22 protein-coding genes and 2 tRNA genes are annotated in these 24,956 nt (G+C 51.5%); 3 read left to right on the top strand and 21 right to left on the bottom strand.

The genetic code is table 11. The features are described from left to right. Positions 1–68: 68 nt before the first annotated feature. Positions 69–1,697, bottom strand: coding sequence for a VacB/RNase II family 3'-5' exoribonuclease (locus tag MK323_05495; GenBank protein ID MCH2481611.1), 1,629 nt, complete (start codon positions 1,695–1,697; stop codon positions 69–71). A gap of 234 nt (positions 1,698–1,931) precedes the next feature. On the opposite strand from MK323_05495, the gene MK323_05490 reads away from it, so the two are divergent. Further along, a tRNA-Leu gene (locus MK323_05490) sits at positions 1,932–2,018 on the top strand. A gap of 27 nt (positions 2,019–2,045) precedes the next feature. On the opposite strand, the gene MK323_05485 is transcribed toward MK323_05490, so the two are convergent. The 11 genes from MK323_05485 to MK323_05435 all read right to left on the bottom strand — a co-directional run bounded on the left by MK323_05485 (position 2,046) and on the right by MK323_05435 (position 13,817). Then, a complete protein-coding gene (locus MK323_05485) occupies positions 2,046–3,335 on the bottom strand; it encodes an adenylosuccinate synthase (protein ID MCH2481610.1) in 1,290 nt (429 codons plus the stop codon). Positions 3,336–3,399: 64 nt separating this feature from the next. Next, positions 3,400–3,588: a DUF2065 domain-containing protein gene (locus MK323_05480; GenBank protein ID MCH2481609.1), complete on the bottom strand. Its 189-nt coding sequence runs from the start codon at positions 3,586–3,588 to the stop codon at positions 3,400–3,402. 12 nt (positions 3,589–3,600) lie between these two features. After that, positions 3,601–4,479 carry a protease modulator HflC gene (gene hflC, locus MK323_05475; protein MCH2481608.1) on the bottom strand — a complete coding sequence of 293 codons (879 nt, stop codon included), beginning with the start codon at positions 4,477–4,479 and terminating at the stop codon, positions 3,601–3,603. Then, positions 4,476–5,714, bottom strand: coding sequence for an FtsH protease activity modulator HflK (hflK, locus tag MK323_05470; GenBank protein MCH2481607.1), 1,239 nt, complete (start codon positions 5,712–5,714; stop codon positions 4,476–4,478). The genes hflC and hflK overlap by 4 nt, the downstream gene beginning before the upstream one ends. A gap of 85 nt (positions 5,715–5,799) precedes the next feature. Then, a complete protein-coding gene (hflX, locus tag MK323_05465) occupies positions 5,800–7,158 on the bottom strand; it encodes a GTPase HflX (GenBank protein MCH2481606.1) in 1,359 nt (452 codons plus the stop codon). A gap of 70 nt (positions 7,159–7,228) precedes the next feature. Continuing rightward, on the bottom strand, positions 7,229–7,501 hold the full coding sequence (gene hfq / locus MK323_05460) for an RNA chaperone Hfq (protein ID MCH2481605.1): 273 nt from the start codon (positions 7,499–7,501) through the stop codon (positions 7,229–7,231). A gap of 248 nt (positions 7,502–7,749) precedes the next feature. Continuing rightward, the gene (gene miaA / locus MK323_05455) at positions 7,750–8,712 is read right to left on the bottom strand and encodes a tRNA (adenosine(37)-N6)-dimethylallyltransferase MiaA (GenBank protein MCH2481604.1); all 963 of its coding nucleotides are present in this window, start codon (positions 8,710–8,712) and stop codon (positions 7,750–7,752) included. A gap of 67 nt (positions 8,713–8,779) precedes the next feature. Next, positions 8,780–10,594 (bottom strand): DNA mismatch repair endonuclease MutL, encoded by a 1,815-nt coding sequence (gene mutL, locus MK323_05450; protein ID MCH2481603.1) that lies wholly within the window; start codon positions 10,592–10,594, stop codon positions 8,780–8,782. A 6-nt stretch (positions 10,595–10,600) separates the two neighbouring features. Beyond that, positions 10,601–11,884 carry an N-acetylmuramoyl-L-alanine amidase gene (locus MK323_05445; GenBank protein ID MCH2481602.1) on the bottom strand — a complete coding sequence of 428 codons (1,284 nt, stop codon included), beginning with the start codon at positions 11,882–11,884 and terminating at the stop codon, positions 10,601–10,603. Continuing rightward, the gene (gene tsaE, locus MK323_05440; GenBank protein MCH2481601.1) at positions 11,881–12,333 is read right to left on the bottom strand and encodes a tRNA (adenosine(37)-N6)-threonylcarbamoyltransferase complex ATPase subunit type 1 TsaE; all 453 of its coding nucleotides are present in this window, start codon (positions 12,331–12,333) and stop codon (positions 11,881–11,883) included. Before tsaE ends, MK323_05445 begins: the two co-directional genes overlap by 4 nt. Beyond that, positions 12,330–13,817 carry an NAD(P)H-hydrate dehydratase gene (locus MK323_05435; GenBank protein ID MCH2481600.1) on the bottom strand — a complete coding sequence of 496 codons (1,488 nt, stop codon included), beginning with the start codon at positions 13,815–13,817 and terminating at the stop codon, positions 12,330–12,332. Before MK323_05435 ends, tsaE begins: the two co-directional genes overlap by 4 nt. 71 nt (positions 13,818–13,888) lie before the next feature. Between MK323_05435 and queG the strand changes: the two genes are divergently transcribed. After that, positions 13,889–14,926: a tRNA epoxyqueuosine(34) reductase QueG gene (gene queG / locus MK323_05430; GenBank protein MCH2481599.1), complete on the top strand. Its 1,038-nt coding sequence runs from the start codon at positions 13,889–13,891 to the stop codon at positions 14,924–14,926. Between the two features lie 4 nt (positions 14,927–14,930). Here queG and orn read toward each other — a convergent pair whose 3' ends face one another. The 9 genes from orn to MK323_05385 all read right to left on the bottom strand — a co-directional run bounded on the left by orn (position 14,931) and on the right by MK323_05385 (position 24,051). After that, positions 14,931–15,446 carry an oligoribonuclease gene (gene orn / locus MK323_05425; protein MCH2481598.1) on the bottom strand — a complete coding sequence of 172 codons (516 nt, stop codon included), beginning with the start codon at positions 15,444–15,446 and terminating at the stop codon, positions 14,931–14,933. 94 nt (positions 15,447–15,540) lie between these two features. Next, entirely contained in the window at positions 15,541–17,628 is a 2,088-nt protein-coding gene (pnp, locus tag MK323_05420) for a polyribonucleotide nucleotidyltransferase (GenBank protein MCH2481597.1), read from the bottom strand. A gap of 30 nt (positions 17,629–17,658) precedes the next feature. Continuing rightward, complete coding sequence (gene rpsO / locus MK323_05415; GenBank protein MCH2481596.1) at positions 17,659–17,928, bottom strand: 30S ribosomal protein S15; 270 nt, start codon at positions 17,926–17,928, stop codon at positions 17,659–17,661. 173 nt (positions 17,929–18,101) lie between these two features. Beyond that, positions 18,102–19,022, bottom strand: coding sequence for a tRNA pseudouridine(55) synthase TruB (gene truB, locus MK323_05410; GenBank protein MCH2481595.1), 921 nt, complete (start codon positions 19,020–19,022; stop codon positions 18,102–18,104). After that, complete coding sequence (gene rbfA / locus MK323_05405; GenBank protein ID MCH2481594.1) at positions 19,012–19,380, bottom strand: 30S ribosome-binding factor RbfA; 369 nt, start codon at positions 19,378–19,380, stop codon at positions 19,012–19,014. Before rbfA ends, truB begins: the two co-directional genes overlap by 11 nt. Positions 19,381–19,403: 23 nt before the next feature. Beyond that, positions 19,404–21,881, bottom strand: coding sequence for a translation initiation factor IF-2 (infB, locus tag MK323_05400; protein ID MCH2481593.1), 2,478 nt, complete (start codon positions 21,879–21,881; stop codon positions 19,404–19,406). 18 nt (positions 21,882–21,899) lie between these two features. Continuing rightward, complete coding sequence (gene nusA / locus MK323_05395) at positions 21,900–23,393, bottom strand: transcription termination factor NusA (protein ID MCH2481592.1); 1,494 nt, start codon at positions 23,391–23,393, stop codon at positions 21,900–21,902. Positions 23,394–23,409: 16 nt separating this feature from the next. Next, the gene (gene rimP, locus MK323_05390) at positions 23,410–23,889 is read right to left on the bottom strand and encodes a ribosome maturation factor RimP (GenBank protein ID MCH2481591.1); all 480 of its coding nucleotides are present in this window, start codon (positions 23,887–23,889) and stop codon (positions 23,410–23,412) included. 85 nt (positions 23,890–23,974) lie between these two features. Continuing rightward, a tRNA-Met gene (locus MK323_05385) sits at positions 23,975–24,051 on the bottom strand. A 175-nt stretch (positions 24,052–24,226) separates the two neighbouring features. On the opposite strand from MK323_05385, the gene ubiG reads away from it, so the two are divergent. After that, positions 24,227–24,952 carry a bifunctional 2-polyprenyl-6-hydroxyphenol methylase/3-demethylubiquinol 3-O-methyltransferase UbiG gene (gene ubiG / locus MK323_05380; protein ID MCH2481590.1) on the top strand — a complete coding sequence of 242 codons (726 nt, stop codon included), beginning with the start codon at positions 24,227–24,229 and terminating at the stop codon, positions 24,950–24,952. Positions 24,953–24,956 lie beyond the last annotated feature (4 nt).

Here is a 24,956-nt window from a genome sequence, read left to right as displayed (position 1 = left end):
ACGATCTGCCGAGGACCATTTTGCGGGCGCAACCAGTCAATGCAGCCACCCCCACTGATCCTGACCCTCTATCTCCCGCGGTGCGCCTTTTTATTGCGACGATAGGTCCTTCCCCTGGGTGTAGAATGGTTGTTCATTATGCAGGAAAAATTTATTTTTCCCTCTTCTGGAGACGTCCCCGTCAGTCTGACTTCAATGGTGTCTCCCAATCGTAACGTCCTCCCTGTGTGCTTGCCCAAAAGTTCCATGGCCTGCGGATTAAACACGTAATAATCGCGCTCCAACTGGGAGACATGGACCAACCCGTCTATTGGCTGGTCGAGCAACTGGACAAACACTCCAAATTCAGTGACTCCACTGATGGATCCTCTAAACACCTGCCCGATCTTATCCGACATAAACTGGGCTTTATAGCAGGCACTGACCGCCCGTTCTGCGCGCTCCGCACGACGCTCAGCCATCGAACAGTGCACACCGAGGTCAGCAAGTTGCTCATCGGTAGTATCAACGCGGGTTGAACGATCGTACCCCAGTATATTTTTTATCAGGCGGTGCACAACCAAATCGGGATAGCGACGGATTGGCGACGTAAAATGGGTATAGCAGTCAAATCCCAAAGCAAAATGAGGACCTACAGCCGAGTCATACCGCGCCTGCTTGAGCGTCCGCAGCACTAGTCCTTCCACCCACTGCGCATGTCCCAGCGTCTCCCGGGCCACACTGAGGGTCTCATTAAAATCCAAGATTTTAGGTGCCTGACCGCCAGCGAGCGCAAGGCCAAAGTGCTGCAGAACCTGACGCAGGTGTATAAGGTCTTGCGGCGAAGGGGCGTGGTGAACCCGATAGACCGCCCTGTCCATGGACTTCGCAAGAGTTTGTGCTGCGCAAAGATTGGCAGCGAGCATGCATTCTTCTATGAGCCGGGTCGCACTGTTACTTTCCCGGTAACCAATAGCTTCGACCGCGCCGTTGTCTCCTAATGCAAGCTCAGTCTCGGGAAAATCAATATCTATCCTGCTTTTACCGGTACAGCGACCTTGCCTTGCTCTTACAATCTCCGACGCCACATCGAGACTTTCGCATACCGCCTTGCCCCAATCCGGATAAAATCGTTCTGTCCTTTTTTCGAGATACTGGTGTACTTCATCGTACGTCAGCCGAAGTCGTGATCGGATCCAGGCCTGATCGAAAGTCCACTTCAGAATCTCGCCAGCAGAGTTAATAGTAATACTGCAGATGATGGCAAGACGATCCTCGTCAGGGCGCAAAGAGCAAAGATCGTTTGAAAGTACCTCTGGCAGCATGGGAATGACACGATCGGCAAAATAAGCCGAGTTCCCGCGTGATCTGGCCACCTTATCCAGCACTGTTCCGGGTCGCACATAGTGACTCACATCGGCAATGGCAATCTGCAACAGCCAGCCATCATCAGTGCTACGAGCGCAGATGGCATCGTCGTAATCGCGTGCATCGTAGCCATCTATTGTCACAAAAGGTAGACCAGTAAAGTCCAGACACTGCCTTTGAAACTGTTCACTCGCGGGCCGTGCAAGTTTTTTTGCCTCGGCAATAACCTGCGGCGACCACCGTGCCTCAAGATCATATTTCTGAATGACAGCATCGGTATACGAGCTATGCTGGTTTGTAACCACGTTTCGTCCTGGTTGTCGGCGTCGTTCCCGTTCTCTATTGTTCAAAGCCACCACGTCCATGACCGACCGTGATCGTACGATTTGCCGATAACCACGGTTGTAATTACCTCGCACCTGTTCGCCGTAAACAACGCACCCTGAAAAGATTCTGGGCCCAAACAACTTGCTCGATGTTCGATTGACAACCCAGTGAGCAGACTGGTAATGTTCGCGCCCGCAGTCTGCCGTTGGGTTCACAGTGCAAGGTGCCCGATCTAGCTTTTGACCAAAATATCCTGTGCCGAGGTGGCGGAATTGGTAGACGCGCCAGCTTCAGGTGCTGGTGGGGGTAACCCCGTGGAGGTTCAAGTCCTCTCCTCGGTACCATTTTCGTGCAGCCCTGGCAAACACAACTCAACAGTACGGACTTTGACGTACGATCGTGTCTTCTCGATCTGGACCGGTAGAGATAAGATCTACTGAACATCCCGTTAAATTTTCGAGCCTGTCAATGTAATCTCTTGCTGCCTGGGGCAAAACGCCAAATTCCTTGATACCAGACGTCGCGGTCTCCCAACCCGGCAGCACTTCATAGACCGGGCGACATGAAGATAACCTGCCCATGTCTGAGAAAGTGCTGACATGCGTGCCATCCACTTCATACCCTGTGCAGATCTTGATCTCGTCAAGTCCGTCCAGAACATCAAGTTTAGTTAAGCATAAAGAGGAAACACCGCTAATCAAACACGCCCGTTGCACCATTACAGCGTCAAACCATCCACAGCGACGAGGTCTTCCTGTGGTAGAACCGAATTCCTGTCCTCTTGAAGCAAGTGTTGCCCCTGTCTCGTCAAACAGTTCAGTTGGGAAAGGACCACTACCGACCCGAGTCGTGTAAGCCTTGGCGATCCCAAGGATGCCGTCAATAAGCATTGGCCCGACACCACTGCCAGTCGATGCAGCGCCCGCCGTCGTGTTTGATGACGTCACGTACGGGTAGGTGCCGTGGTCTATATCCAACATAGTCCCTTGGGCACCTTCAAACAGAATTGAGTCACCTTGTTTAATGCAGTCAGTCAGCTCCACAGTTATGTCACCGACCATAGGTGCGAGTTGCTGACCGAAAGATAACGACTCTCTAACCAGGTCATCTGCATCGATGCAGGCACTGCGGTAAAAATGTTTGAGAACGAAGTTATGGTACTCGAGCGCTTCCTCGATCCTCGATCTACAAGTATTCTCATCCAGGAGATCCCCAATTCTGATTCCGCGACGCGCTGCTTTATCTTCGTAGGCTGGGCCTATACCGCGGCCCGTGGTACCAATTGCTTTCTTGCCCTTTGCATTTTCCCGCAATTTATCCAACAAAATATGATAGGGCAGGATGACCGGACAGGTATGACTGATACGCAGCCGTTGTTCAATATCTGTGACGGTGCCCCGCAACGCATTTATTTCCTGGATCAGTGCCACGGGTGACAACACCACACCACTGCCGATTAAACATTTGACCTTGGAGTGGAGAATGCCAGAGGGAATCAGATGCAGAATAGTCTTCTGGCCATCGACCACCAGGGTGTGTCCAGCATTGTGACCACCTTGAAAGCGCACGACGGCACCGACGTGGCGTGTCAGCAGATCGACGATCTTACCCTTACCCTCATCACCCCACTGAACACCCAGAACGACAATGTTCCTAGCCATAAGATCGTTGGACCGGTTTATAGATCTCTAGCACCATCAAAGATCCAGTGACTGAGTGGGAATATCAGCGAACCACATAAAGTAGAAGCAAACCGGCAAACATGCAGGCTGCGCCAGCAATGCGTAACCGCGAATCTTCGATGTTGCTGATGACCTCAACCAGTTTTCTATATCGTCCCGGACTTGCGAATGGAATCAACCCTTCGACCACCAGGACGAGGGCGACCCCGACCAACAACTCTTGCCAGTTCATCAGTCGCGCAGATTAATCGGCTTGGTCGGGTGTCGGTGTATTGAAATATTTAAAAAATTCTGAGGTCGGCTCGATAATGAGGAGATTATTCGGCGAATTGAAAGTTGATTTGTAGGCATTGAGACTGCGGTACATTCGATAAAACTCTCGATCCCGGCCGAACGCCTCTGCATAAGTGTAGGTTGCGATGGCATCACCGCGCCCCCTTACTTCTTCGGCCTCTCTATTTGCATTTGCAATAATTATGGTACGCTGCCGATCCGCATCCGCCCGGATCTGTTCAGCCACCTCAGCACCACGGGCACGTAAGTCTTTGGCCACCCTAGAGCGCTCTGCTTCCATCCTCTGATAGACCCTTTCACTAATATCTGGGTCGAGATCGACCCGCTTAAGTCGTACATCGATGACCTCGATACCCAGTGAACTGATCTCTTCATCGATAATCTTTCGGACAATGGCCATTATCTCAACCCGATCACCCGATATCACCTGCTGTACGGTGCGGTTTCCGAATTCACGGCGCAGCGCATCGTTAACTCGCTGGGATAAGCGGTTTCTCGCGTTGCTCGCGAGTCCCCCGAGTTTTGTGTAGTAGTCGCGAGCGTTACGCACTCGCCATTTCACAAATGAATCTACAACGAGATTCTTTTTCTCTCTTGTCAGGTACAACTGGGGATCGGCGTCCAGCGTCTGAATTCGGGCGTCGAAGAACTTAACGTTGTTGATGATCGGGACCTTGAAATATATTCCGGCCCGCTCACTGGAGGCCACGATTTCACCAAACTGGAACACGATCGCTTTTTCTCTCTCGTCAACTATATAGACTGCTGAAGAACCGAGCGCTCCGAGAATTACAATCAATATCAAAATGACTAATCCCTTTCCTCTCATTCGGATAACCTCCCTGTCCGGCTGCCGCGCCCGCTACGGGAGGTGCCGGTTTCAGCCAGAGAGTTCTCCATACCTCCAGCATTATTAAATAGGGTGGGATCGGTAATCCCCGCTGAATCGTTACGTTGCCGAATCAACTGATCCAAGGGCAGGTACATGACGTTATTACCGCCTGCAGACTGGTCGATCATGAGCTTTGTTGAGTTCCTCAACACTTGCTCCATCGCATCGATATAAAGCCTGTCACGGGTTACACCCGGCGCTTTATGATATTCATCCAGGACTTGGATAAATCGTGATGCTTCACCCACTGCTGCGGCGACTACACTGGCCCGGTACGCCTCAGCTTCCTGAAATACCCGTGCCGCACTACCGCGAGCTCTGGGAATAATGTCGTTAGCGTAGGCCTGCGCTTCATTCTTAAACTTTACTTCGTCTTCGCGGGCCTTCACGGCATCATCAAAAGCACCCTTTACCTCAGACGGTGGCTGAGCGTTCTGCATCTCGACCGCCTTTACATTGATACCGGTCTGATATCGATCCAAAATTACCTGTAGCAACAGTTTGGCCTCCTGCACAATCTCGGCCCGGCCACCGGTGATCGCAAAATCCATAGTGTTTCGTCCCACGATCTCCCGAACCGCACTCTCAGTGGCCTGCCTCACAACCTGGTCTGTGTTCTCGCTGACGTTAAACAAAAGATACCGAGGATCTTTAACGTCGTACTGAACAGCAAACTGAATGTCGATAATATTTTCATCTTTAGTGAGCATCAGCGCTTCTTGAGGAACTGTCGCAAACTGATTTGACCGAGTATTGGTACGATAACCCACCTCAACCGTCCTGATCTGTTGGACGTTGACAATTTCAACTGACTCTACCGGGTAGGGTATATGCCACCTCAGCCCCGCTTCGGTTACCTGCTTGTAGCGTCCAAACTGAAGTTCTACGCCTTGTTCGCCTTGTTCGACCACGTAAAAACCAGACGCAGCCCACAATAATCCGATGACCAAGACAATGACAATCAGCGCTTTGCCACTAAGGTTTGACATTCCGCCGCGACTGCCTCCGCCGGCGGACTTACGTCCACCACCACCACCAAAAATGCCACTGAATTTCTTCCGTAGATCCTTGATCAGATCATCAAGATCAGGCGGAGTGTTCTTTCCATTTCCCTGACCCCATGGGTCACGGTTGTCAGAACCGGGTTGATTCCCGGGTTGATTCCACGCCATCTTGTTTTCCCCTCACATCAATATGTCTTTTCGTGAAGTATTTATTTTACCACGAACAACCTGTCTCAACCGACCAACCGCAAGGTCAGGTTATAACGTTCTGCCGCGTCGAGTCCTGTCCAAAGGCTTGCCACAATCCGGACTGGAACTGTTCCTGGGATTCCAGACGGCCTACGGTCACAGCATCCACCAGCAACTCCAACCACCAGTTGCCTTCGGCGTCTACTTTTTCATCCACAACTTCAGCGATTCGATAGACCGCTGCGCGTAGACGGGGCCTATCAGAAGGTATTTTCAGCATCCGGCGTTCTCTATCCGAACCCAGCAGAGCGCCCACAGTTCCGATCAGGTCCTCGATCCCCTTGCCCGTGGACGCTGATATTCGCAGTCCTCGATTGTGACTACCATTCGGGAATGATCTGAAACCGGGGTCCTCGATAAGATCCGCCTTGTTGTAAACACGTAGGCGGGGAATATCACCCGCTCCAATGTCGTCCAGGACACGTTCAACCTGCTCGACTCGCTCCGTAATCTCTGGGTCTGACAGATCAATGACGTGCAGCAACAGTTGTGATGCGCTGACCTCCTCTAGAGTTGAGTGAAACGCATCCACCAACTCATGTGGAAGTCTGGATATAAAGCCCACCGTATCGGAGACAATTACCGGTCCATAACCGCTGATATCGAGCCGCCTCATCATAGGATCGAGTGTCGCAAACAACTGGTCTACGGCAAGGCCCGTCGCGCCACTGAGCGCATTAAACAGAGTTGTTTTCCCTGTATTGGTGTAACCGACGATCGCGATGGTGGGGATAGGTACACGATCTCTCTGATTTCGCCTCAAGGCCCGTTGCGACCTGACTTTCTCTAACTTGCGACGTAACGTTTTGATACGCCGGCCGATCAGTCGTCGATCCGTCTCTAGCTGGGTCTCACCTGGGCCACGGAGACCCAACCCACCGCGCTGTCTTTCTAGGTGGGTCCAGCCTCTAACCAACCGGGTAGCAAGGTGGTTTAGCTGAGCCAGCTCAACCTGAAGTTTACCCTCACTGGTACGTGCTCTCTGCGCAAATATATCGAGAATCAGCCGCGTTCTATCGATCACCTGACAGTGGAACGCTTGTTCTAGGTTACGCTCCTGCACCGGGGTCGCGTTATGATCGAGTATGACAACATCTACTGCCAACTTATTAACCAGATCGGTGATCTCAAGAACTTTGCCCGAGCCCAGGAAGGTGGCGGGGTGGGGTATCTTCCGAACCGCGCTGATGTGAGAAACGACTTGCGAACCAGCAGCGACAGCGAGTCCTTTGATTTCGGAAAAATCCTCAGATGTAGCTGAACGGAAACCCTGCTGTCGCACCAACAACACACGTTCGCCTTGACGCCGGTCAGGATCAGAACCCGACGTCGGATGAACCGGGTGGCTTTTTGATCGATTCACACTCAGGACAAACTAACCTTCAGTCCAGTGATGCTGCCCACAATACTGCGCGACCGAGTACCTGCAACAATCAAACTTCGTTATGTCCTATATCATCTTCATTGAGATGTTCGGGAACGTCATAGGGAATCCGAACAGCACGCGAAGGTACGATAGTCGAGATTGCATGCTTGTAAATCATCTGGCTAACTGTATTCCGCAACAACACAACAAACGGATCAAATGATTCGACCTGACCTTGAAGCTTTATGCCATTAACGAGATATATGGATACAGGTATTCTTTCTTTTCTGAGTATATTGAGAAAGGGATCTTGTAAGGCTGCCCCTTTTTGTTGCGTCATTAGTTGTCTCCTGTTTCAAGTTATCTATAAACATTAAATTCCGTACAGCGTTTAGATATGACCACATCTGCCTTTCCCGCTATAGGTCAGACACGACGCGCACCGCCAGAAACTGTACGAACGGCAAATAATCTCTTTAAATTCTGCTAGTTACCTAAATTCTTATGAAAGGGGTTCGTGCCATTATGGTCCTCCTCTGACTCAAATGTAGGGATGAAATCGAGATAATTCAACTCACACGGAACAAACTACCCAAAATCACGCTGGTTAAAACATATCGAAGGTTCATGTTCTACCTGTTTCAAATAGCGTGACACACTGGTGTTCACTTGTGGGTCCGCAGCATCCAGCCAGATACCGCCCGCAGTATTACGACTCCAAGTCAATTGTCGCTTGGCCAACTGGCGACTTGCAGACAGTGCTCTTTCCCGCATAGTTACTAAATCCACCTCACCTCTGAGATACTCGAGAACCTGACGGTAGCCGACGCTTTTCATCGCTGGCAACTCCGCAGTGACACCTGGCATTCCCATCAACCCCTCAACCTCTTCAACCAACCCGGCTTCGAGCATTTCATCGAATCGGTGAACGATTCGCTGATGTAACAAGGCCCGATCGTTGTATGCCAGGATAAATCGACTCACCGAAATATCCGGCGGTAGAAAACGCTTTCTTTTATCCCAAACTGATACATCACCTTTGGTGAGAACATAGACCTCCAAAGCTCTTTGAATCCGTTGGGGATCGTTTCGATCAATCCTTTCAGCGCTTGCTGGATCGAGGACAGACAGCTTCTCGTGCATCCGTGGCCAGCCCAGCAGCTGACCCTGCTGACTCAGCTCATGCCTCAAATGCTGGTCTGCTGGGGGCACTTCACCGAGCCCCTGAAACAAAGCAGAGATATAGAACATGGCGCCCCCCACCAACACTGGCACGACTCCACAATCAAACGACTCGTTAATGGCTTGTGTAGCTGCTGAACAAAAATCAACAACAGAAAACACATCGGCCACGTCACGCACGTCTACCAGATCGTGTGGAAATTCTCGCAGTAAAGCGCGGCTGGGTTTGGCCGTACCCAAGTCCAAACCGCGATATACCTGTCCGGAATCTACACTGATCAATCGAACGGGAAACTTTTTTGCGACATCCACTGCCAGCGCGGTTTTGCCAACAGCCGTAGGCCCGGTGATAACTATAATGCGGCGCATTGTCCCGAGGACCACCTCGCAGCGTTACACGTATCTGGGCCAGTATGCGTCGGACTCACTCCAGTGTTCAGCGGCCCCGGTGAAACCATTGGTCGATTTCTGTCATATCGATTTGCTTCCAGGTGGGGCGGCCGTGGTTACATAGACCCGAACGGTCGGTTTTTTCCATCTGTCGGAGCAAACCGTTCATTTCAGGTAATGTCAGCTGTCGATTCTCCCTGATAGACCCATGGCAAGCCATAGTGGAAAGAATGCCGTCGATACTGTCCACAATCCGGTCTGAATAACCTTGCTCGATCAGATCTGCGAGTGAATCTTTGACCAATCCAGCGACGTCACTCGAACGCAGCATCTCTGGCACGGCGCGTATCACTATGGCCTGAACACTCGAGCGCGACACTTCAAATCCCAGTTGTTCAAATAACGCTTGATTATCTTCCAGGCAGTCAGCCTCTTCCACTGACACACCAGTCACCACGGGTACCAGCAAGGGTTGAGAATTTTTGACCTGCTCATTCAGCAGAATTTTCAGCCGCTCGTAAGTAACACGCTCATGAGCCGCGTGCATATCGATTAATATCAAACCGTCTTTATTTTCCGCAAGGATATAGGCACCTTTTAGCTGGGCCAGCGCATACCCCAACGGCGGCACATCGTCTGTCTTAGCGCCGGGTTCAGTGAGTTCTTTCTCAGCAGTTTCAGCATCCATATAATCATGGTCTGGGGAGCGAACAAACGGCTTTGTAACGTCACCGGGTTCCAGTCCAAGCCCGCTTTGAAACGAGTCAAACGGCCTTATACGATGTGGGTGCTGAGAAGTATCAGGCCACCCTGATTCATTGCTTGTAAATCTTGACCCGGCCCGGGTATCAGCAGTCGCCTGCGCTACTTCCCGATAGAGAAAGTCGTGCACCAAACGAACGTCCGCAAATCGCACCTCGTTCTTTGTCGGATGCACGTTGACATCTATCGTCATCGGATCAATCCGCAGATCCAACACATAGGCCGGATGGCGCCCCCGATAAAGCACATCCGCATAGGCGCGACGCACAGCGTGCGACAGCGAGACATCCTTTACCACGCGTCCATTGACAAAAAGATATTGTCGGTCCGCCTGACTCCGGGAATAAGCAGGTAAGCCTATCCACCCGATCAAGGATATACCGCTGGCTCTGCCGTTTATCTGCTTAGAGTTTTTGCTGAACTCATGTCCCAGTATTTTTTCAATCCGATGAGATCGCACAGCAAAATCTTCTTCCGGCAACCGCCAGCATGGCTTTCCATCAATCGACAGACTAAAAGATACAGCAGGAGATGCCAGAGCCAGACACTTGAAGACGCGCTCGATATGCGATCGCTCAGTTTTCTCGGACCTAAGAAATTTGCGGCGAGCCGGTGTGTTGAAAAACAGATCCTCCACCACAACGACCGTACCTTTAGCGCACGAAGTCGGGATTGGTGCAGAAAAAGCACCGCCCTCGCCGCTGACCTCCCAACCGGCATCTGTGTCAGCGACACGACTCTTAATTCCCAGGCGCGACACAGACGCGACACTAGGCAGTGCTTCGCCCCGGAACCCAAGCGTCTGAATCCCCGATAGATCCTTCAAATCGAACAATTTACTGGTTGCATGACGCTCGGTCGCCAGAATCAGATCGCCCTTCGCTATACCATGGCCATTATCAGCAACCCGAATAAGCTTGACACCACCGCGTTCCACCCAGACTTGAATCTCAGTCGCTCCTGCATCAACGCTGTTTTCAATAAGCTCCTTGATGATCGAGGCAGGTCGTTCCACAACTTCACCGGCTGCAATCTGATTGATCAGCGTATTGTCTAGTCGATGTATCCGCGCAGTAAGCGGTCCTGAACTACTGTCCATGGTCTCTCATAGCCCCGGGATGACGAGATCCTGTCCAATCAACAATGTATCGGTCTTCAGTTTGTTGGCCTTTTTAATCGCCGAAATCGTTGTACCAAATCGAGCTGCCAGTAATGATAATGATTCTGCCTTGCGGACAACATAGGCCCCTTTGGAGTTCTGGATTACACGACACTGAGATTTTTCCGTACAGTAGCGGATAATGGCACGAAATATTGAACCCGCGATCCTCTCGTGATGCAACGCTGTCTTTAGAGCCCGCTCTTCTTTCTTGTTAGAAATGAACCCTACCTCAAGAAGAATCGCCGGAATCTCTATTGCTTTTAGCACAACAAACCCCGCATGCTGAACCTGCTTAGTATGCAGCGGACCTACTTTGCCCAGTTCGTGTAGGAGCTTCCAGGCAAACGCTCTACTCTCCTTTATTTTCCAGTCGACCTCCATATCGAGCATCATTTTCCGAACGCTGTGTTCCTGCTTTCCCAGCCTGACACCACCTATCAGATCTGATGCATTCTCCCTTTTTGCCAGTTCGCGGCCTATTTCACTGCTAGCACCCTTAGAAGAAAGGATGTAAACCGAAGCACCCTGCGCACTTCTCCGACGGGCCGAATCCGCGTGCACCGAGATGAATACATCCGCTTGATGTTCTGCGGCAAATTTAATTCTGTCGCGTAAGCTGACATAGTAGTCGCCTTTGCGTGTTAGTTGGGCCACCACACCTGGCTGAAGGTCCAGCATCCATTTGAGTCGTTTTGAAATCGCAAGAACAACCGATTTTTCACGCGTGCCGCGATACCCCAACGCGCCCGGGTCATCACCCCCATGACCAGGATCGATCACGACAACATAGTCTTTCCCTGTTGTCGTCTCGATAGGGATTTTGTCCGCACGAACGGAGCTATCGACTGGCCTGACCTCAATCACCAGTCGGTGGCCATAGACTGCACCAGGCAGAAGCAGAAAACTGTCATGGCTGAGTTGTTCCTTAAGATCAAGTACATAACGCAGTACGCCAGGGTTCGGGTTACCTGAACGCAGGGCCAGGAGCCAGGGACCCAAGGTCTGATCACCTGGCGACATCGCGCTGGATACCGTGCCCTTGAGATCTATCACGATTCGTTGCGGATCGGCCAAATCAAATACGCTGTATTCGACGGGCCCGGAGAGATCAAATACCAGCCGGGTTCTATGCGGTGAATGCCAGATTCTTATACCCAAAATATCAACACTGGCTAATGCGGGAATCGCTAACTGAAACACTACAAGCCCGAGAATAAACCGCTTCATTTAAGCCAATCCGCACGATCGGCCAGCCGTTCTGTGACGACCAAGACAGCTGAGCGACCCTTTCCCTCATAGGCCAGGTCAATTGTGAGATCGGGGTCTGGCAACATGCCTGGCGCTCGATCGGGCCACTCGATCAAACAAATCCAGTCCCCATCTAGATAATCCCGCAGACCAACCCCCTCCATCTCCGCCTCAGATTCAATTCGGTAAAGGTCCAGATGGGCCACCAACACCTCATTCAGGTCATAGGTCTCAATCAGGGTAAACGTTGGGCTGGTGACTGAATCAACACGACCCATTTGCTGGATAATCGCTCTGGCGAATGTGGTTTTACCTGTTCCCAGTTCACCGCGTAAATACACTACATCGCCTGACACAAGGATCATTGCAATCTTGGCTGCAAAAGCCGTTAACTGCGCCTCACATGTAAATACCTGTTTTAAACTCATTCAGAATACGGGTCATTTACCAAACGTCTAAGATGACTCCACAGGTCTGACGCAAGCAGACCGCGCTCGCCACCGTCTGCCGCGGCAAGGTCTGCGGCCCTGGAGTGCAGCCAGACACCAGCGGTCGCAGCATCTCCGGGATCTAGGCCTTGACACAACAAAGCACCAATGACTCCGGCCAAGACATCGCCCATCCCTGCAGTCGCCATCCCCGGGTTACCTTCTTTACAGAGCCAAAGATTTCCACCTCCAGTGGCTACCACTGTTCCCGCCCCCTTGAGTACGCAAATGCTCTCATATTGAGACTGAATCTTGGCTGCTGAAACAAACCGCTGGCTCTGTATGGCGTCGACATCCATATTGAGGAGGCGGCTGGCTTCACCTGGATGTGGTGTGAGTATCATCTGTCCGGTTTGCTTAGGTTCCTGCGCAAGTAGGTTGAGTGCATCGGCATCAACCACACCGGGTAAGCCGGATGCTAATACACCGCTAAGCATCTGAGCCCCCCATTCACTCTGACCCATTCCCGGCCCTACAACCACCGCAGTCTTCCCAGCGAGAACAGCTTCAAGCGACTGTTGATCTTCTACAACATGGCACATCAATTCAGGCTGACCCAGGCCGATTGTATCCAGGTGTGAACGCCGGGTTGCTATGGTGACTAGCCCAGCACCGGTTCTCAGAGCGGCTGTGCCCGCAAGATACGGAGCACCCTTCATCGACACATCTCCGCCAATGACCACGAGATGGCCTGCTTCACCTTTATGCAAGGTGCGCCGTCGAGCGGGGAGTCGCTCCTGAACGATCTGGGCTGAAATACAGCAAGCCATTGGCTCAACGCCGGCCAATACAGTCGCCGGCACCTCCAGACACTCAACCACGATATCGCCTGTAAGATCTGGTCCATGTCCCGTAAATAGTCCTGCCTTGAGACAGACAAAAGTCACGGTAACGGTCGCCTGTACAGCTGCACCACCGGACCATCCAGAGTCCACATCCAGTCCCGACGGGGTATCCAGTGACAACACGGGTCTGCCAGAGGCATTGATCGAATCGATCGCAGTCTTAAAAATGTCGCTTGGGGGGCGACTGAGCCCCGTCCCCAGGACTGCATCAACTACGAGTTCAGCTTCCCTGACCTTCTCAATATTCAGTGGTTCGACAGTAATAGACTGTAAATCAAGCTGCTCCAGTGCCCGTTGCGCATCGTCTGTTTTGGGCGGTACGACCTGAGAGACTCTAACTTTAATTCCGGCCTGATGCGCCAGCCTGGCCAGGATGTAGCCATCACCTCCATTGTTGCCCGGCCCACAGACCACGTTCAGCGTTGAAATCCCTGGCCATCTACGACAAATTACGCCGTAGGCAGCAGCGCCGGCACGCTGCATCAGTTCACCGTCGGCCAGTCCAAGTGAATTAATCGCTTTACGATCGACAACCCGGGAGCCCTCAGAACTGTAGAGATGTTCGAAATGTTCTGCCATCGCGTTATGATATCGCGTTGATGATGCCTAAGATATTCTCAGCAAAGGATCTGACTTCCGTTAAAGCCCAGATGAAGCTTTGGGCCAGCGAACTCGGATTCTGCATGATCGGTATCGCCGGCACCGATCTCTCGCAGGAAGAAGCGCGTCTTTTTGAATGGCTCGCAGACGGTCGCCACGGCGACATGCACTACATGGCAAAACACGGTGACCGGCGGACAAAACCGGATGCTATTCATCCTGGTACTATCAGAGTGGTCAGTGTACGCATGGATTATTTTCCTGATTCAGCAACGCCTCCAACAGAGATACTACAGGATAGTACTAGAGGTTATGTTTCCCGCTATGCCCTAGGACGCGATTATCATCGGTTGATGCGGCGAAAACTTCAGAAACTCGCTGACTTAATAAGTGGAGAAGTCGGTCCGTTTCGCTACAGGGCTTTTGTAGACAGCGGCCCAGTCATGGAAAAACCTCTTGCTGTTAAGGCTGGTCTTGGGTGGCTAGGTAAGCACACAAACCTGATCGACAAAGAGTCGGGCTCGTTCTTTTTTTTGGGTGAACTCTACACGGACCTCCCTTTGCCGTTAGATGATGAGCAAACCGATCACTGTGGCGATTGCAATCTTTGCATGACAGCATGCCCAACCGGTGCGATCGATAGGGCTTATCAACTGGATGCCCGACGCTGTATCTCCTATCTGACAATTGAACTCAAGGGACCGATTCCTGCGGATCTCAGGCCCCTGATTGGCAACCGGATATTCGGCTGTGACGATTGCCAGTTGGTCTGCCCGTGGAACAGGTTCTCTAAGCCAGTATCCACTCAGGACTTTCAGCCTCGCCATTCACTCGATAACGCCGTACTTACTGATCTTTTCAGTTGGTCCGAATCTGAATTCAACACGCGCCTAGAAGGAAGCCCGATAAGACGAATTGGTTACCAACGCTGGCTACGTAACATTGCTGTTGCATTGGGTAACAGTAAAGCCACGAATGCTGTACTGGCCGTTCTTGAAGAGAAAAAATTGGTGGCAACACCAATGGTGCGCGAGCATATTGAGTGGGCAATAGCACAACTCAATGATCCCCCTGTCTCAGCAGATTGACTAATCAGATCTTGAACACCGCGCTACGGTAATACTGGAGCTCTTCTATCGATTCGCGGATGTCATCGAGCGCCCGGTGTGCTGCTTTCTTCTCAAAGCCATCGATAACATTGGGACTCCAGCGAGCCACCAGCTCCTTGATGGTACTGACGTCCACATTCCGATAGTGGAGATAGGCGCTGAGCTTAGGCATATAACGATATAAAAACCTTCGATCCTGGCAGATACTGTTACCACATAAGGGTGCACGCCCCTCAAAGAGGTGGCGTTCAATAAATTCTAGAGTAGCCTGTTCAGCCCCGGCGGTGTCTGTTTTTGAATCCTGGACTCTCGCTACCAGTCCAGTGGATGTATGAACACGCTGATTCCATTCATCCATGAGATTTAGCACGGATTCAGGTTGTTTAATGGCTAGAACAGGACCTTCTTCAATAATCGTAAGACCGGCGTCTGTAATAATTGTCGCGATCTCGATGATCCTGTCCCTGTCAGGGTCCAGACCTGTCATCTCAAGGTCCATCCAGACGAGATTACCCGAATCTTTCAAGAGTAGCGTTCAGTCGGCAGTTCTGAATCTGTGTCGGAAACTCTTCACCGAGCGAAGTCCGCTGTAGCTAGGCCGCCTCTTCCACTGCCTTGATACTCAGGCGAACCCGGCCCTGTTTATCGACTTCCAGCACCTTGACCTTGACGACATCACCTTCAGAAAGTTTGTCACTGACACTAGCCACACGTTCATTGGATATCTGCGAGATGTGCACGAGCCCGTCTTTACCGGGTAGGATATTTACAAAAGCTCCGAAATCCATAAGCCGCACAACTTTTCCTTCATAAATTGTTCCAACCTCGACATCCGCAGTGATCTGCTCGATACGCTTACGCGCCGCTTCGGCAGCTGAAAGATCTGCGCTGGCGATCTTTATGGTACCGTCATCTTCAATATCAATTGTAGCGCCGGTACTTTCGGAGATAGCACGAATCGTCACACCACCCTTGCCGATGACATCTCTTATCTTCTCAGTGGGTATACGAATCGTCATAATCCTGGGTGCGTACCGGGACATTTCAGATCTTGGTTCTGCCAAGGCCTTAGCCATCTCTCCCAGGATATGCAACCGCCCCTTTTTAGCTTGAGTCAGGGCCTGCTCCATGATCTCTTTGTTGATACCTTCGATTTTGATATCCATCTGCAGTGCGGTCACACCGGCTTCGGTACCAGCAACTTTGAAGTCCATATCCCCGAGATGGTCCTCATCGCCGAGTATGTCAGTAAGGATTGCGAACTGATCTCCCTCCTTGATTAAGCCCATCGCGACCCCGGCGACCGGCGCTTTAATCTCTATTCCGGCATCCATCATAGAAAGACTGGCTCCGCATACAGTCGCCATAGAACTCGAACCATTGGACTCTGTAATTTCAGAAACAATTCTTATTACGTAGGGGAAATCTTCAGGCATCGGCATTACTGCCAGTAGTGCCCGTTTAGCCAACCTCCCATGCCCTATTTCTCGGCGCTTTGGTGACCCGACCCGTCCTGTTTCCCCAACGCTATAGGGTGGAAAATTGTAGTGCAGCATAAAGCGGTCTCGTCGTTCGCCTTCGATCGCATCAATTATCTGCGAGTCGCGCTCAGTACCCAGCGTCGTGACCACGAGTGCCTGTGTTTCCCCTCGTGTAAACATCGCCGACCCGTGGGTTCGGGGCAACAATCCTGTATCAATCGATATGGGCCTGACCGTCTCAAGGTCTCTGCCATCAATTCTGGGCTGTCGATCCAATATTCGGCTGCGGACAATGTCTTTTTCCAGAAGTTTAAGCGCTCCTTTTACCGTCTCGACCTCACCATCTTCAGTGTCGTCTTGACACAGTTCCGACACTACCTGCTGCTTGGCTTTCCCTATCGCAGTCTGGCGCTCTACTTTGTCCACCATCTGGTAGGCACTTTCCAGGTGGGATCGACCGATGGCATCAACCCTGGCGGTAAGATCTTCATTGGTTTGGGGAGGCTCCCATTCCCAGGCGGAGTTACCGGCCTCTTCGGCCAGTGATCGAATCTCACTGATTGCCTCTTTCATCTGATCGTGACCGAACATTACCGCACCCAGCATCTGTTCCTCAGATAATTCCTGAGCTTCCGATTCGACCATCAGTACCGCACTCTCTGTCCCTGCTACAACCAGGTTCAACCGAGACTCAGTCAACTCACTGGTATCGGGATTAAGTACATATTCGTCATTCACGTAACCGACCCGCGCCGCTCCAATAGGTCCCCTGAAGGGAACCCCTGATAGGGTCAACGCGGCTGATGCCCCGAGCATGGCAAGAATATCCGGATCGACCTCCGGGTCGATCGACATCACCGTTGCAATAATTTGGACTTCGTTACTAAAACCATCCGGAAACAGAGGCCTGATCGGTCGGTCAGTGAGTCGACAAGTCAAAATTGCTTTTTCTGAAGGTCGCCCTTCGCGCTTGAAAAATCCTCCCGGTATACGCCCGGCAGAATAGGTCCTTTCTTCATAATCTACGGTCAAAGGGAGGAAATCACGATTACTGGGCTCGCGGGATGCCACAACCGTAACCAGTACAGTCGTGTCTCCCATGCTTGCCAGTACCGCGCCCGACGACTGTCGGGCTATCCTCCCTGTATCTAGGGTCACCTCATGTTTGCCATACTTGAAACGCCGTGTTGCTGCCTTCATTTCGACTCCTGATGCTCTTCCTAGAGCCAATTAACGGCGTAAACCCAAGCGACCGATCAAGGATCGGTATCGCTGTTCGTCTTTGCCTTTTAGATAATCCAACAGCTTGCGCCGACGGTTAACCATACGGAGCAATCCCTGCCGGGAATGATGATCATGAATGTGAATTTTGAAGTGTTCGGTCAGATCTTTGATTCGGTCAGTCAACAGAGCCACTTGCACCTCTGGTGAACCTGTATCGCCCTGATTCAAGGCATATTCGCCAATAACCTCTGCCTTGCTTTGCGCAGTGATTGTCATTTATCGTCCTCTAAGTCCTATATCCTTTCATGCCTGCTGTGGTTAATTTCGCCAATCTGAGGGTCCGCCCAACATCGAACCATTAACTCACTACTTGCAATTTAGCTGGTCTGTCGGCGGAGGAAAGCGCGCTAGTCTACCCGCCGCGGCCTATTTACTCAACAAAATCAGCGTTATTTCTCTCTTTGAGGAATCAGCCGTCGAGGGGTGACTCGCCCATCGTCAGTCACCATTCCAATCCCAAGAAACCCCGCTTCCTTGGCGTATAACCTGACCTGCCCCTCGTTCGGCAACCCATGGGCGCGGACGGCCTGGCCCCGACACAGATAAAACGCAGCATCAGCTGACAGTCTGACCTCCGGCAGATGAGAAAGACCACCATCAATTGGAGTCAGTATCTTCTGCCTGACCGCTAAATCTGGCACCGCTGTCAATTCGGCCAGTTTTACTGCGTCTTCGATCTTTAGATCCGCAACAACCAGCCGACGTAAAGCCACGACATGGCCGCCACACTTCAACAAGTTACCAAGATCATGCGCAAGACCTCGAACGTAAAATCCACGAGAACATTTAAGCTCTAATTCCAGATCAAGGCCATCGAAGGATTTGAGTTCCATTGTGTACACCACAACAGTACGGGGGCTACGTTCAACCTCTATCCCCTGCCTGGCCAGTTTATACAAAGGTGTTCCGTTCATTTTCACCGCCGAATACATCGGCGGCGTCTGCAGAAACTCTCCTTGGAAGTTCAACAGAGCCTTCTCGATGTCATCCTGACTCACTGTGACTGGTTTTTTCTCGACAACATCACCCTCACTGTCGCCCGTTGCTGTACGCTCACCCAGTCGAATACGTGTCCAGTACGTCTTGTCAGCACCGAGAAAGAAACCGGACAATTTGGTTGCACTGCCGAAGCAAAGCGGCAATAGGCCCGTCGCAATCGGATCCAGACTTCCAGTGTGGCCAGCCTTGCGGGCATTTAGGAGTCGCTTGGCTTCTTGGAGTGCCTCATTTGAAGTCACCCCTTGTGGTTTATCCAACAACAAAAGGCCAGAGAGGTTGTCACCACGACTTGCCGAATTTCTACGCGCCATCGTTCATATTCTGATCCAGCCCCAACTCATCGATCATCTTGGTCAGCCGCTGTCCACGTTCTACACTTTCATCGTAGCGAAAGGCCAGGTGAGGCACTCGTCTTAGCTGCAGCGCCCGCGCCAGATGACGGCGCACGGCAGGCACATTTTCTTCGAGCACCAAAAGTAGATTTTCGATATCAGGGCCCCGAGCCAATGACGAAACGTAGACAGTCGCTTGCCGCAGGTCACGACTCATGTCGACAGCGGTAACTGATACTATTCCGAGGCCTTCATCTGCCAGTTCTCGCAGTATGAAGTGAGAGACCTGGCGACGTACCAGTTCCGAGACTCTTCGAACTCTGTCAATCCCCGGCATTATCTATACCTAGAGTTGAAAACCTAAAGATTGGGTTTTTCCTCTACGGTCTGGTAGATCTCGATCTGATCCCCTTCTTTTATGTCGTTATAGTTTTTGACTCCGATTCCACATTCAAACCCGTTCTTTACTTCGGTAACATCCTCCTTGAATCGACGAAGAGAGTCTATCTGTCCTTCAAAAATGACGACATTGTCACGTAAAACCCGCACTGGTAAATTCCTTTTAACCTCACCTTCGATAACCCGGCAACCAGCCACAGCACCGAGTTTAGCGACCCGAAAGACATCGCGAACCTCGGCGAGGCCGATAGCCTGTTCTCTGAGCACTGGCGCCATCATTCCGGACAGGGCGGCTTTGATGTCGTCTATCGCGTTATAAATCACGTTGTAGTAACGAACATCAACACCCTCTGATTCAATCATCTTGCGCGCAGTAGCATCGGCTCTCACATTGAACCCTATTATCATTGCCGACGAAGCAGCTGCCAGATTAACGTCTGATTCGTTAATTCCACCCACCATTCCGTGGACAACATGAACACTGACAGAGTCTCCAGATATTTCTTCCAAGGTTGTAGATAGCGCCCCAACTGAACCCTGTACATCTGCTTTTATTATTAGATTCAGCGTTGTTTTATCGTCGTCACCCATCTGTTCAAACATGCTTTCAAGTTTTAATTTCTGCTGCTTTGCCAGCTTGACTTCCTTGTACCTGCTCTGCCGATAATCGCTGATTTCCCTGGCCTTGCGTTCATCTATAACGACACTGGCCACATCACCGGACTCAGGTACACCACCTAGACCCTGAACTTCGACGGGCGTAGACGGACCCGCTTTTTGGATGGCTTTTCCGGCACCGTCGGTCATTACTCTGATCCGGCCATATTCCCTGCCCACGAGGAGGACATCCCCCTTTCGCAGAGTTCCACTACGAACCAATACTGTCGCGACAACACCTCGACCTCGGTCTAGTCGAGCCTCTATAACAGTGCCGCTGGCCGGTCCTTCAATCGGTGCCTGGAGATCCAGCAACTCGGCTTGCAACAGCACCGACTCCAACAACGCATCTATTCCTTTTCCGGTGAGTGCTGATATTTCATTTACCAGGATATCTCCGCCCCATTCCTCCGGAACGACTTCGTGGGCGGTAAGCTCTTGTTTTACGCGCTCTGAATTCGCATCATCTTTATCCATCTTGTTTATCGCAACAATCAGAGGAACACCGGCTGTTCGGGCGTGATTGATTGCTTCAACGGTCTGAGGTTTTACACCATCATCAGCCGCAACGATTAGTATCACAAGATCAGTCACCGAAGCGCCGCGTGAGCGCATAGCACTGAAAGCTTCGTGACCTGGTGTATCGAGAAATGTGATGGTACCTCGTTCTGTAGAAACCCTGTATGCGCCGATATGCTGCGTAATACCGCCAGCTTCGCCCGCTGCTACTTTCGTCTGGCGGAGATAGTCCAGAAGCGAAGTCTTACCATGGTCAACGTGACCCATGACGGTTACGACTGGTGATCTGTGGTGCAACTCGTAGGTCTGGACTTCCTCTGCATATAGAACCGACTCGGGGTCCACTTCTGCCGATCGTTGACCCGTATGTCCCATTTCTTCGACCACAAGTATCGCAGTGTCCTGATCAAGAACCTGATTTATCGTGACCATGCTCCCCATTTCCATCAACACCTTGATAACTTCTGCCGCTTTTATAGACATCGCCTGAGAAAGCTCTGCGACAGTGATTGTTTCAGGAACGTCTATGATCCTCTTAATCGGCTCGGTCGGCATTTCAAACGCATGCTGGCCGGCCGTTGCTGAAGTAAGTTTTCTAGGCTTTATCGCCGGACGAGCCTTCCTTCGGCTTCTTTTCCCAGCTACCAAATGTAATTCCTGGTCTCCAAAGGCTTTATCTCGACCTTTCTTTTTTCTTGTCTTGTCTTCCCTACGTCCGGCGGTTTTGTGCTCCGCTGGTGGCGCAGCAACGTCACCTGGCACCCGAACTTCGGGCCCAACAGCATTTGGCTTTGATTCCAGGCTGGCACGCTTTAGTTCCTCTTCTTCAGCGGCCTTGCGCTCGGCTTCCTCTTTTGCCTTGGCTTTTAGTTTGGCTTCCGCCTCCACCTCCGCAGCGACTCGGGCCGCTATTTCGGCTTCAGCTGCCTTCCTCGCATCTGCTTGCTGGCGCTGTAGATCTCCTCGCTTTATATACGTTCGCCGCTTTTTAAGTTCGACGTGTACGGTCCTAGCACCGCCGGTACGGGAGGTCTGTTTCACGATGCTGGTCGTACGGCGCTTCAGCGTAATACTGCCCTGCAAATCAATCGATTCAGGTCCTGAATCACCGCGTAAATAAGAGAGTAATTTCGTCTTTTCAACGTCATCCAGATCGCCATCAGTGGTTTTGTCTGAAACACCGGCGTCTTTAAGCTGTTGTAACAGCCTTTCTTCACTCACACCGATCTGCTCGGCAAATCTCTTCACAGTTACTGCTGTCATTTGGATCTTCCCGAAATTCTATTGGGCCTCTGCAAACCAAGGTGCACGGGCCGTCATTATGAGTTCTGCAGCTCGTGCTTCATCAATACCACTGAGTTCAACAAGCTCGTCGGTCGCACATTCGGCGAGATCTTCCATTGAACGGACGCCATTTTGTGCAAATAGCTGGGCGGTCTCCTCATCCATGCCCTCCATCGAGAGCAAGTCGTCCTCGGGTCTTGTTTTCTCCAGCTCAGTAAACTCACGAATATCCAAGAATTCTTTTGCTCGACTCCGTAATTGCTCTACCAATTCCTGATCAAAACCTTCGATCTCGACCAGTTCCTGAACCGGCACGTAAGCCACCTCTTCGGGCGTCAGAAACCCCTCTTCGACCAATACCTCAGCGACATCGTTGTCTATGTTCAACTGCTCTCGCAAACGCTCGCAAGATATCTGTGCTTCGCGCTCGGCCTTTTCCAAAGCAGCCTCATCGGTCATGATATTCAATTCCCAGCCCGTCAATGCTGACGCTAGCCGTACATTCTGCCCACCGCGACCGATTGCCAGAGACAGCTGGTTCTCATCCACTACCACATCCATAGCCTTTGATTCTTCATCAATTACGATTGAATCTACGTCCGCCGGCTGTAGGGCCTTAATGACGAATTCAGCCGGTGATTCTGTCCAGGTAATGATATCGATCCGCTCCAGATTGAGTTCATTTGAAACACTTTGAACCCGCGCACCACGGATTCCGACACAAGCGCCAACCGGATCGATTTTGGGATCATTGGACCTCACTGCTATCTTGGCACGAGATCCGGGATCGCGGGAAGCGCCGAGAATCTCGATAATTCCCTGGCCAACTTCTGGGACCTCCAGTTTAAAAAGTTCAATTACAAGTTCCGAGCTCCTTCTATCCAGGATCAATTGTGGCCCGCGCGCCTCAGACCTAACTTCCGTGAGAATGCTTTTGATTCGGTCTCCGTTACGAAGTGCCTCCCTGTCAATCCAGGTAGATCTTGGTAATGACGCTTCCACACTTTCGATATCAACGATAGCCTCCCGATGCCCGACACGCTTAACAACACCCTGGACCATCTCACCCACTCTATCTTTGAAAGTTTCATATATCCGTGAACGCTCAGCTTCACGAACTTTCTGGTTGATTACCTGCTTGGCAGCCTGCGCTTCTATCCGACCAAACTTTGACACCACCTCCAGTGGTTCCTCCACAAATCCGCCGACTTCATGCGCCACATCCGGATAACTGATGTTGGCAGCGGGCAGGGTCATCTGCCTGGTAGGACTCTCTAGATCTGTATCTTCATCAACGATTTCCCACTGGCGAAATGCCTCATAGTCACCAGTTTCCCGGTCAATCGAAACACGAACTTCGATATCTTCCCGATGTCGTTTTCGAGTTGCTGTGGCCAGTGCCGCCTCGATAGCTAAAAATACCACATCTTTTTCGAGCTCTTTTTCCTGAGAAAGAACATCCGCCATCATTAAAACTTCGTCTTTGGTCATGCCGCAATCTCCAGAATTATCGTCGCGATCGCGGAATCTTATTCTCGAATTCCGAAACCAGCCTTGCCCGGTCCATATCGTTGTAGGCGAGTTCGTACTCCTCTCCATCGACTTCGACTACAGCCCCTTCACCAGAAACGCATTTCAGCAAGCCAGTGAAATTTCGCCTTCCGAGGTGTGATGTGGTCATTCTTATTCTTACCATGGCGCCCTCAGCTCGGCGGAAATGTTCCGGCTTGGCCAAGGGCCGATCGAGGCCGGGCGACGAGATTTCCAGTGCATACTCCCCCGAAATCGGATCTTCCACATCCAGCAAAACGCTGACTTGCTGACTAACCGTCGCACAGTCATCTAACACGATACCCCCTGGTGAATCGATATAGACTCTCAATGTCTTCGAGCCTGAACCCGTCAGCTCAACCATTACCAGCTCGTAGCCCATGGCTTCGATTACTGGCTCGAGCAGTTCTCGCAGTACTGTCACATTGCCAAACACGATACCCGCCTGCTGGGCCGGCTACAACCACCGCTGGCCTTCAAAAACAAACCCCGCAACAGCGGGGTCGTAGTCATACCATAACTGGTAGCGGGGGTAGGATTTGAACCTACGACCTTCGGGTTATGAGCCCGACGAGCTGCCAGACTGCTCCACCCCGCAACAAACGGTCCGATTATAGTGCGGGCTTACCCTTATATTCAAGATATTCCAGTGCAGAGCCCACCCTGTGCCTGTGTAAACCAACTCTATCAGAGACTCTGTTGCCAATTTTCAAAGGGCCGAGCATAAAATACCCGGGATCACTTCCATATGGCAACAATGCCGCCTCAGATCGATGCAAAACGTAGACCCTAACGAACTGTCGAAATTTGAAAAACTGGCCAGTCGCTGGTGGGACCCGAACAGTGAATTTCGCCCCCTGCATGAAATAAATCCCCTGCGGCTAAATTACATCGAAGAACAGGTCTGTTTGCGAGATAAAAAAGTCATCGACATTGGCTGTGGCGGAGGCATACTCACCGAGTCCATGTGGGAGAAAGGCGCCTCAGTCACCGGAGTAGACGCGGGACAAGGGCCCATCTCTGTCGCCAGACTGCATGCCCGCGATCGTTCTGCGTCCATCGACTACCGCAAGGGCACAGTCGAAGAACTGGTACACGACGAATCTGGCCAGTACGATGTGGTTACCTGTATGGAGCTCCTGGAACACGTCCCATCTCCAGCCGCAACCGTTTTCGCCTGCGCAGAGCTCACCCGGGCAGGGGGTCATGTCTTTTTCTCAACAATAAACCGCAACCCCAAATCCTGGCTATTTGCTATCGTTGGAGCGGAATATGTACTCAATCTGTTGCCTCGTGGAACACATCACTATGAGAAGTTCATTAAACCATCAGAACTGGATCTGTGGGCCCGTGATGCCGGTTTATACCTGAGCGGATCCATCGGCCTACATTACAACCCGATTTCCCGGGAGTACTCCCTGGGCGGGGATGTCGATGTGAATTACATCTTGCATTTCCGCCGGGGTTCTACTGCCACGAACGAGTCCCGGGGTTCATAACGAG

The sequence above is a fragment of the Gammaproteobacteria bacterium genome (genome assembly GCA_022450155.1).
Classification (GTDB): Bacteria; Pseudomonadota; Gammaproteobacteria; order Arenicellales; family UBA868; genus REDSEA-S09-B13.
The sequence above is the reverse complement of the archived record's forward strand: the minus strand, read 5'-3'. Positions and strand labels throughout refer to the sequence as shown.

Excerpts from the sequence above, each read along its gene's own strand:
- MK323_05485 (MCH2481610.1), bottom strand. The coding sequence starts at position 3,335 with ATGGCTAGGAACATTGTCGTTCTGGGTGTTCAGTGGGGTGATGAGGGT.
- MK323_05480 (MCH2481609.1), bottom strand. The coding sequence starts at position 3,588 with ATGAACTGGCAAGAGTTGTTGGTCGGGGTCGCCCTCGTCCTGGTGGTC.
- hflC (MCH2481608.1), bottom strand. The coding sequence starts at position 4,479 with ATGAGAGGAAAGGGATTAGTCATTTTGATATTGATTGTAATTCTCGGA.
- hflK (MCH2481607.1), bottom strand. The coding sequence starts at position 5,714 with ATGGCGTGGAATCAACCCGGGAATCAACCCGGTTCTGACAACCGTGAC.
- hfq (MCH2481605.1), bottom strand. The coding sequence starts at position 7,501 with ATGACGCAACAAAAAGGGGCAGCCTTACAAGATCCCTTTCTCAATATA.
- miaA (MCH2481604.1), bottom strand. The coding sequence starts at position 8,712 with ATGCGCCGCATTATAGTTATCACCGGGCCTACGGCTGTTGGCAAAACC.
- mutL (MCH2481603.1), bottom strand. The coding sequence starts at position 10,594 with ATGGACAGTAGTTCAGGACCGCTTACTGCGCGGATACATCGACTAGAC.
- MK323_05445 (MCH2481602.1), bottom strand. The coding sequence starts at position 11,884 with ATGAAGCGGTTTATTCTCGGGCTTGTAGTGTTTCAGTTAGCGATTCCC.
- tsaE (MCH2481601.1), bottom strand. The coding sequence starts at position 12,333 with ATGAGTTTAAAACAGGTATTTACATGTGAGGCGCAGTTAACGGCTTTT.
- MK323_05435 (MCH2481600.1), bottom strand. The coding sequence starts at position 13,817 with ATGGCAGAACATTTCGAACATCTCTACAGTTCTGAGGGCTCCCGGGTT.
- queG (MCH2481599.1), top strand. The coding sequence starts at position 13,889 with ATGAAGCTTTGGGCCAGCGAACTCGGATTCTGCATGATCGGTATCGCC.
- orn (MCH2481598.1), bottom strand. The coding sequence starts at position 15,446 with ATGGACCTTGAGATGACAGGTCTGGACCCTGACAGGGACAGGATCATC.
- pnp (MCH2481597.1), bottom strand. The coding sequence starts at position 17,628 with ATGAAGGCAGCAACACGGCGTTTCAAGTATGGCAAACATGAGGTGACC.
- rpsO (MCH2481596.1), bottom strand. The coding sequence starts at position 17,928 with ATGACAATCACTGCGCAAAGCAAGGCAGAGGTTATTGGCGAATATGCC.
- truB (MCH2481595.1), bottom strand. The coding sequence starts at position 19,022 with ATGGCGCGTAGAAATTCGGCAAGTCGTGGTGACAACCTCTCTGGCCTT.
- rbfA (MCH2481594.1), bottom strand. The coding sequence starts at position 19,380 with ATGCCGGGGATTGACAGAGTTCGAAGAGTCTCGGAACTGGTACGTCGC.
- infB (MCH2481593.1), bottom strand. The coding sequence starts at position 21,881 with ATGACAGCAGTAACTGTGAAGAGATTTGCCGAGCAGATCGGTGTGAGT.
- nusA (MCH2481592.1), bottom strand. The coding sequence starts at position 23,393 with ATGACCAAAGACGAAGTTTTAATGATGGCGGATGTTCTTTCTCAGGAA.
- ubiG (MCH2481590.1), top strand. The coding sequence starts at position 24,227 with ATGCAAAACGTAGACCCTAACGAACTGTCGAAATTTGAAAAACTGGCC.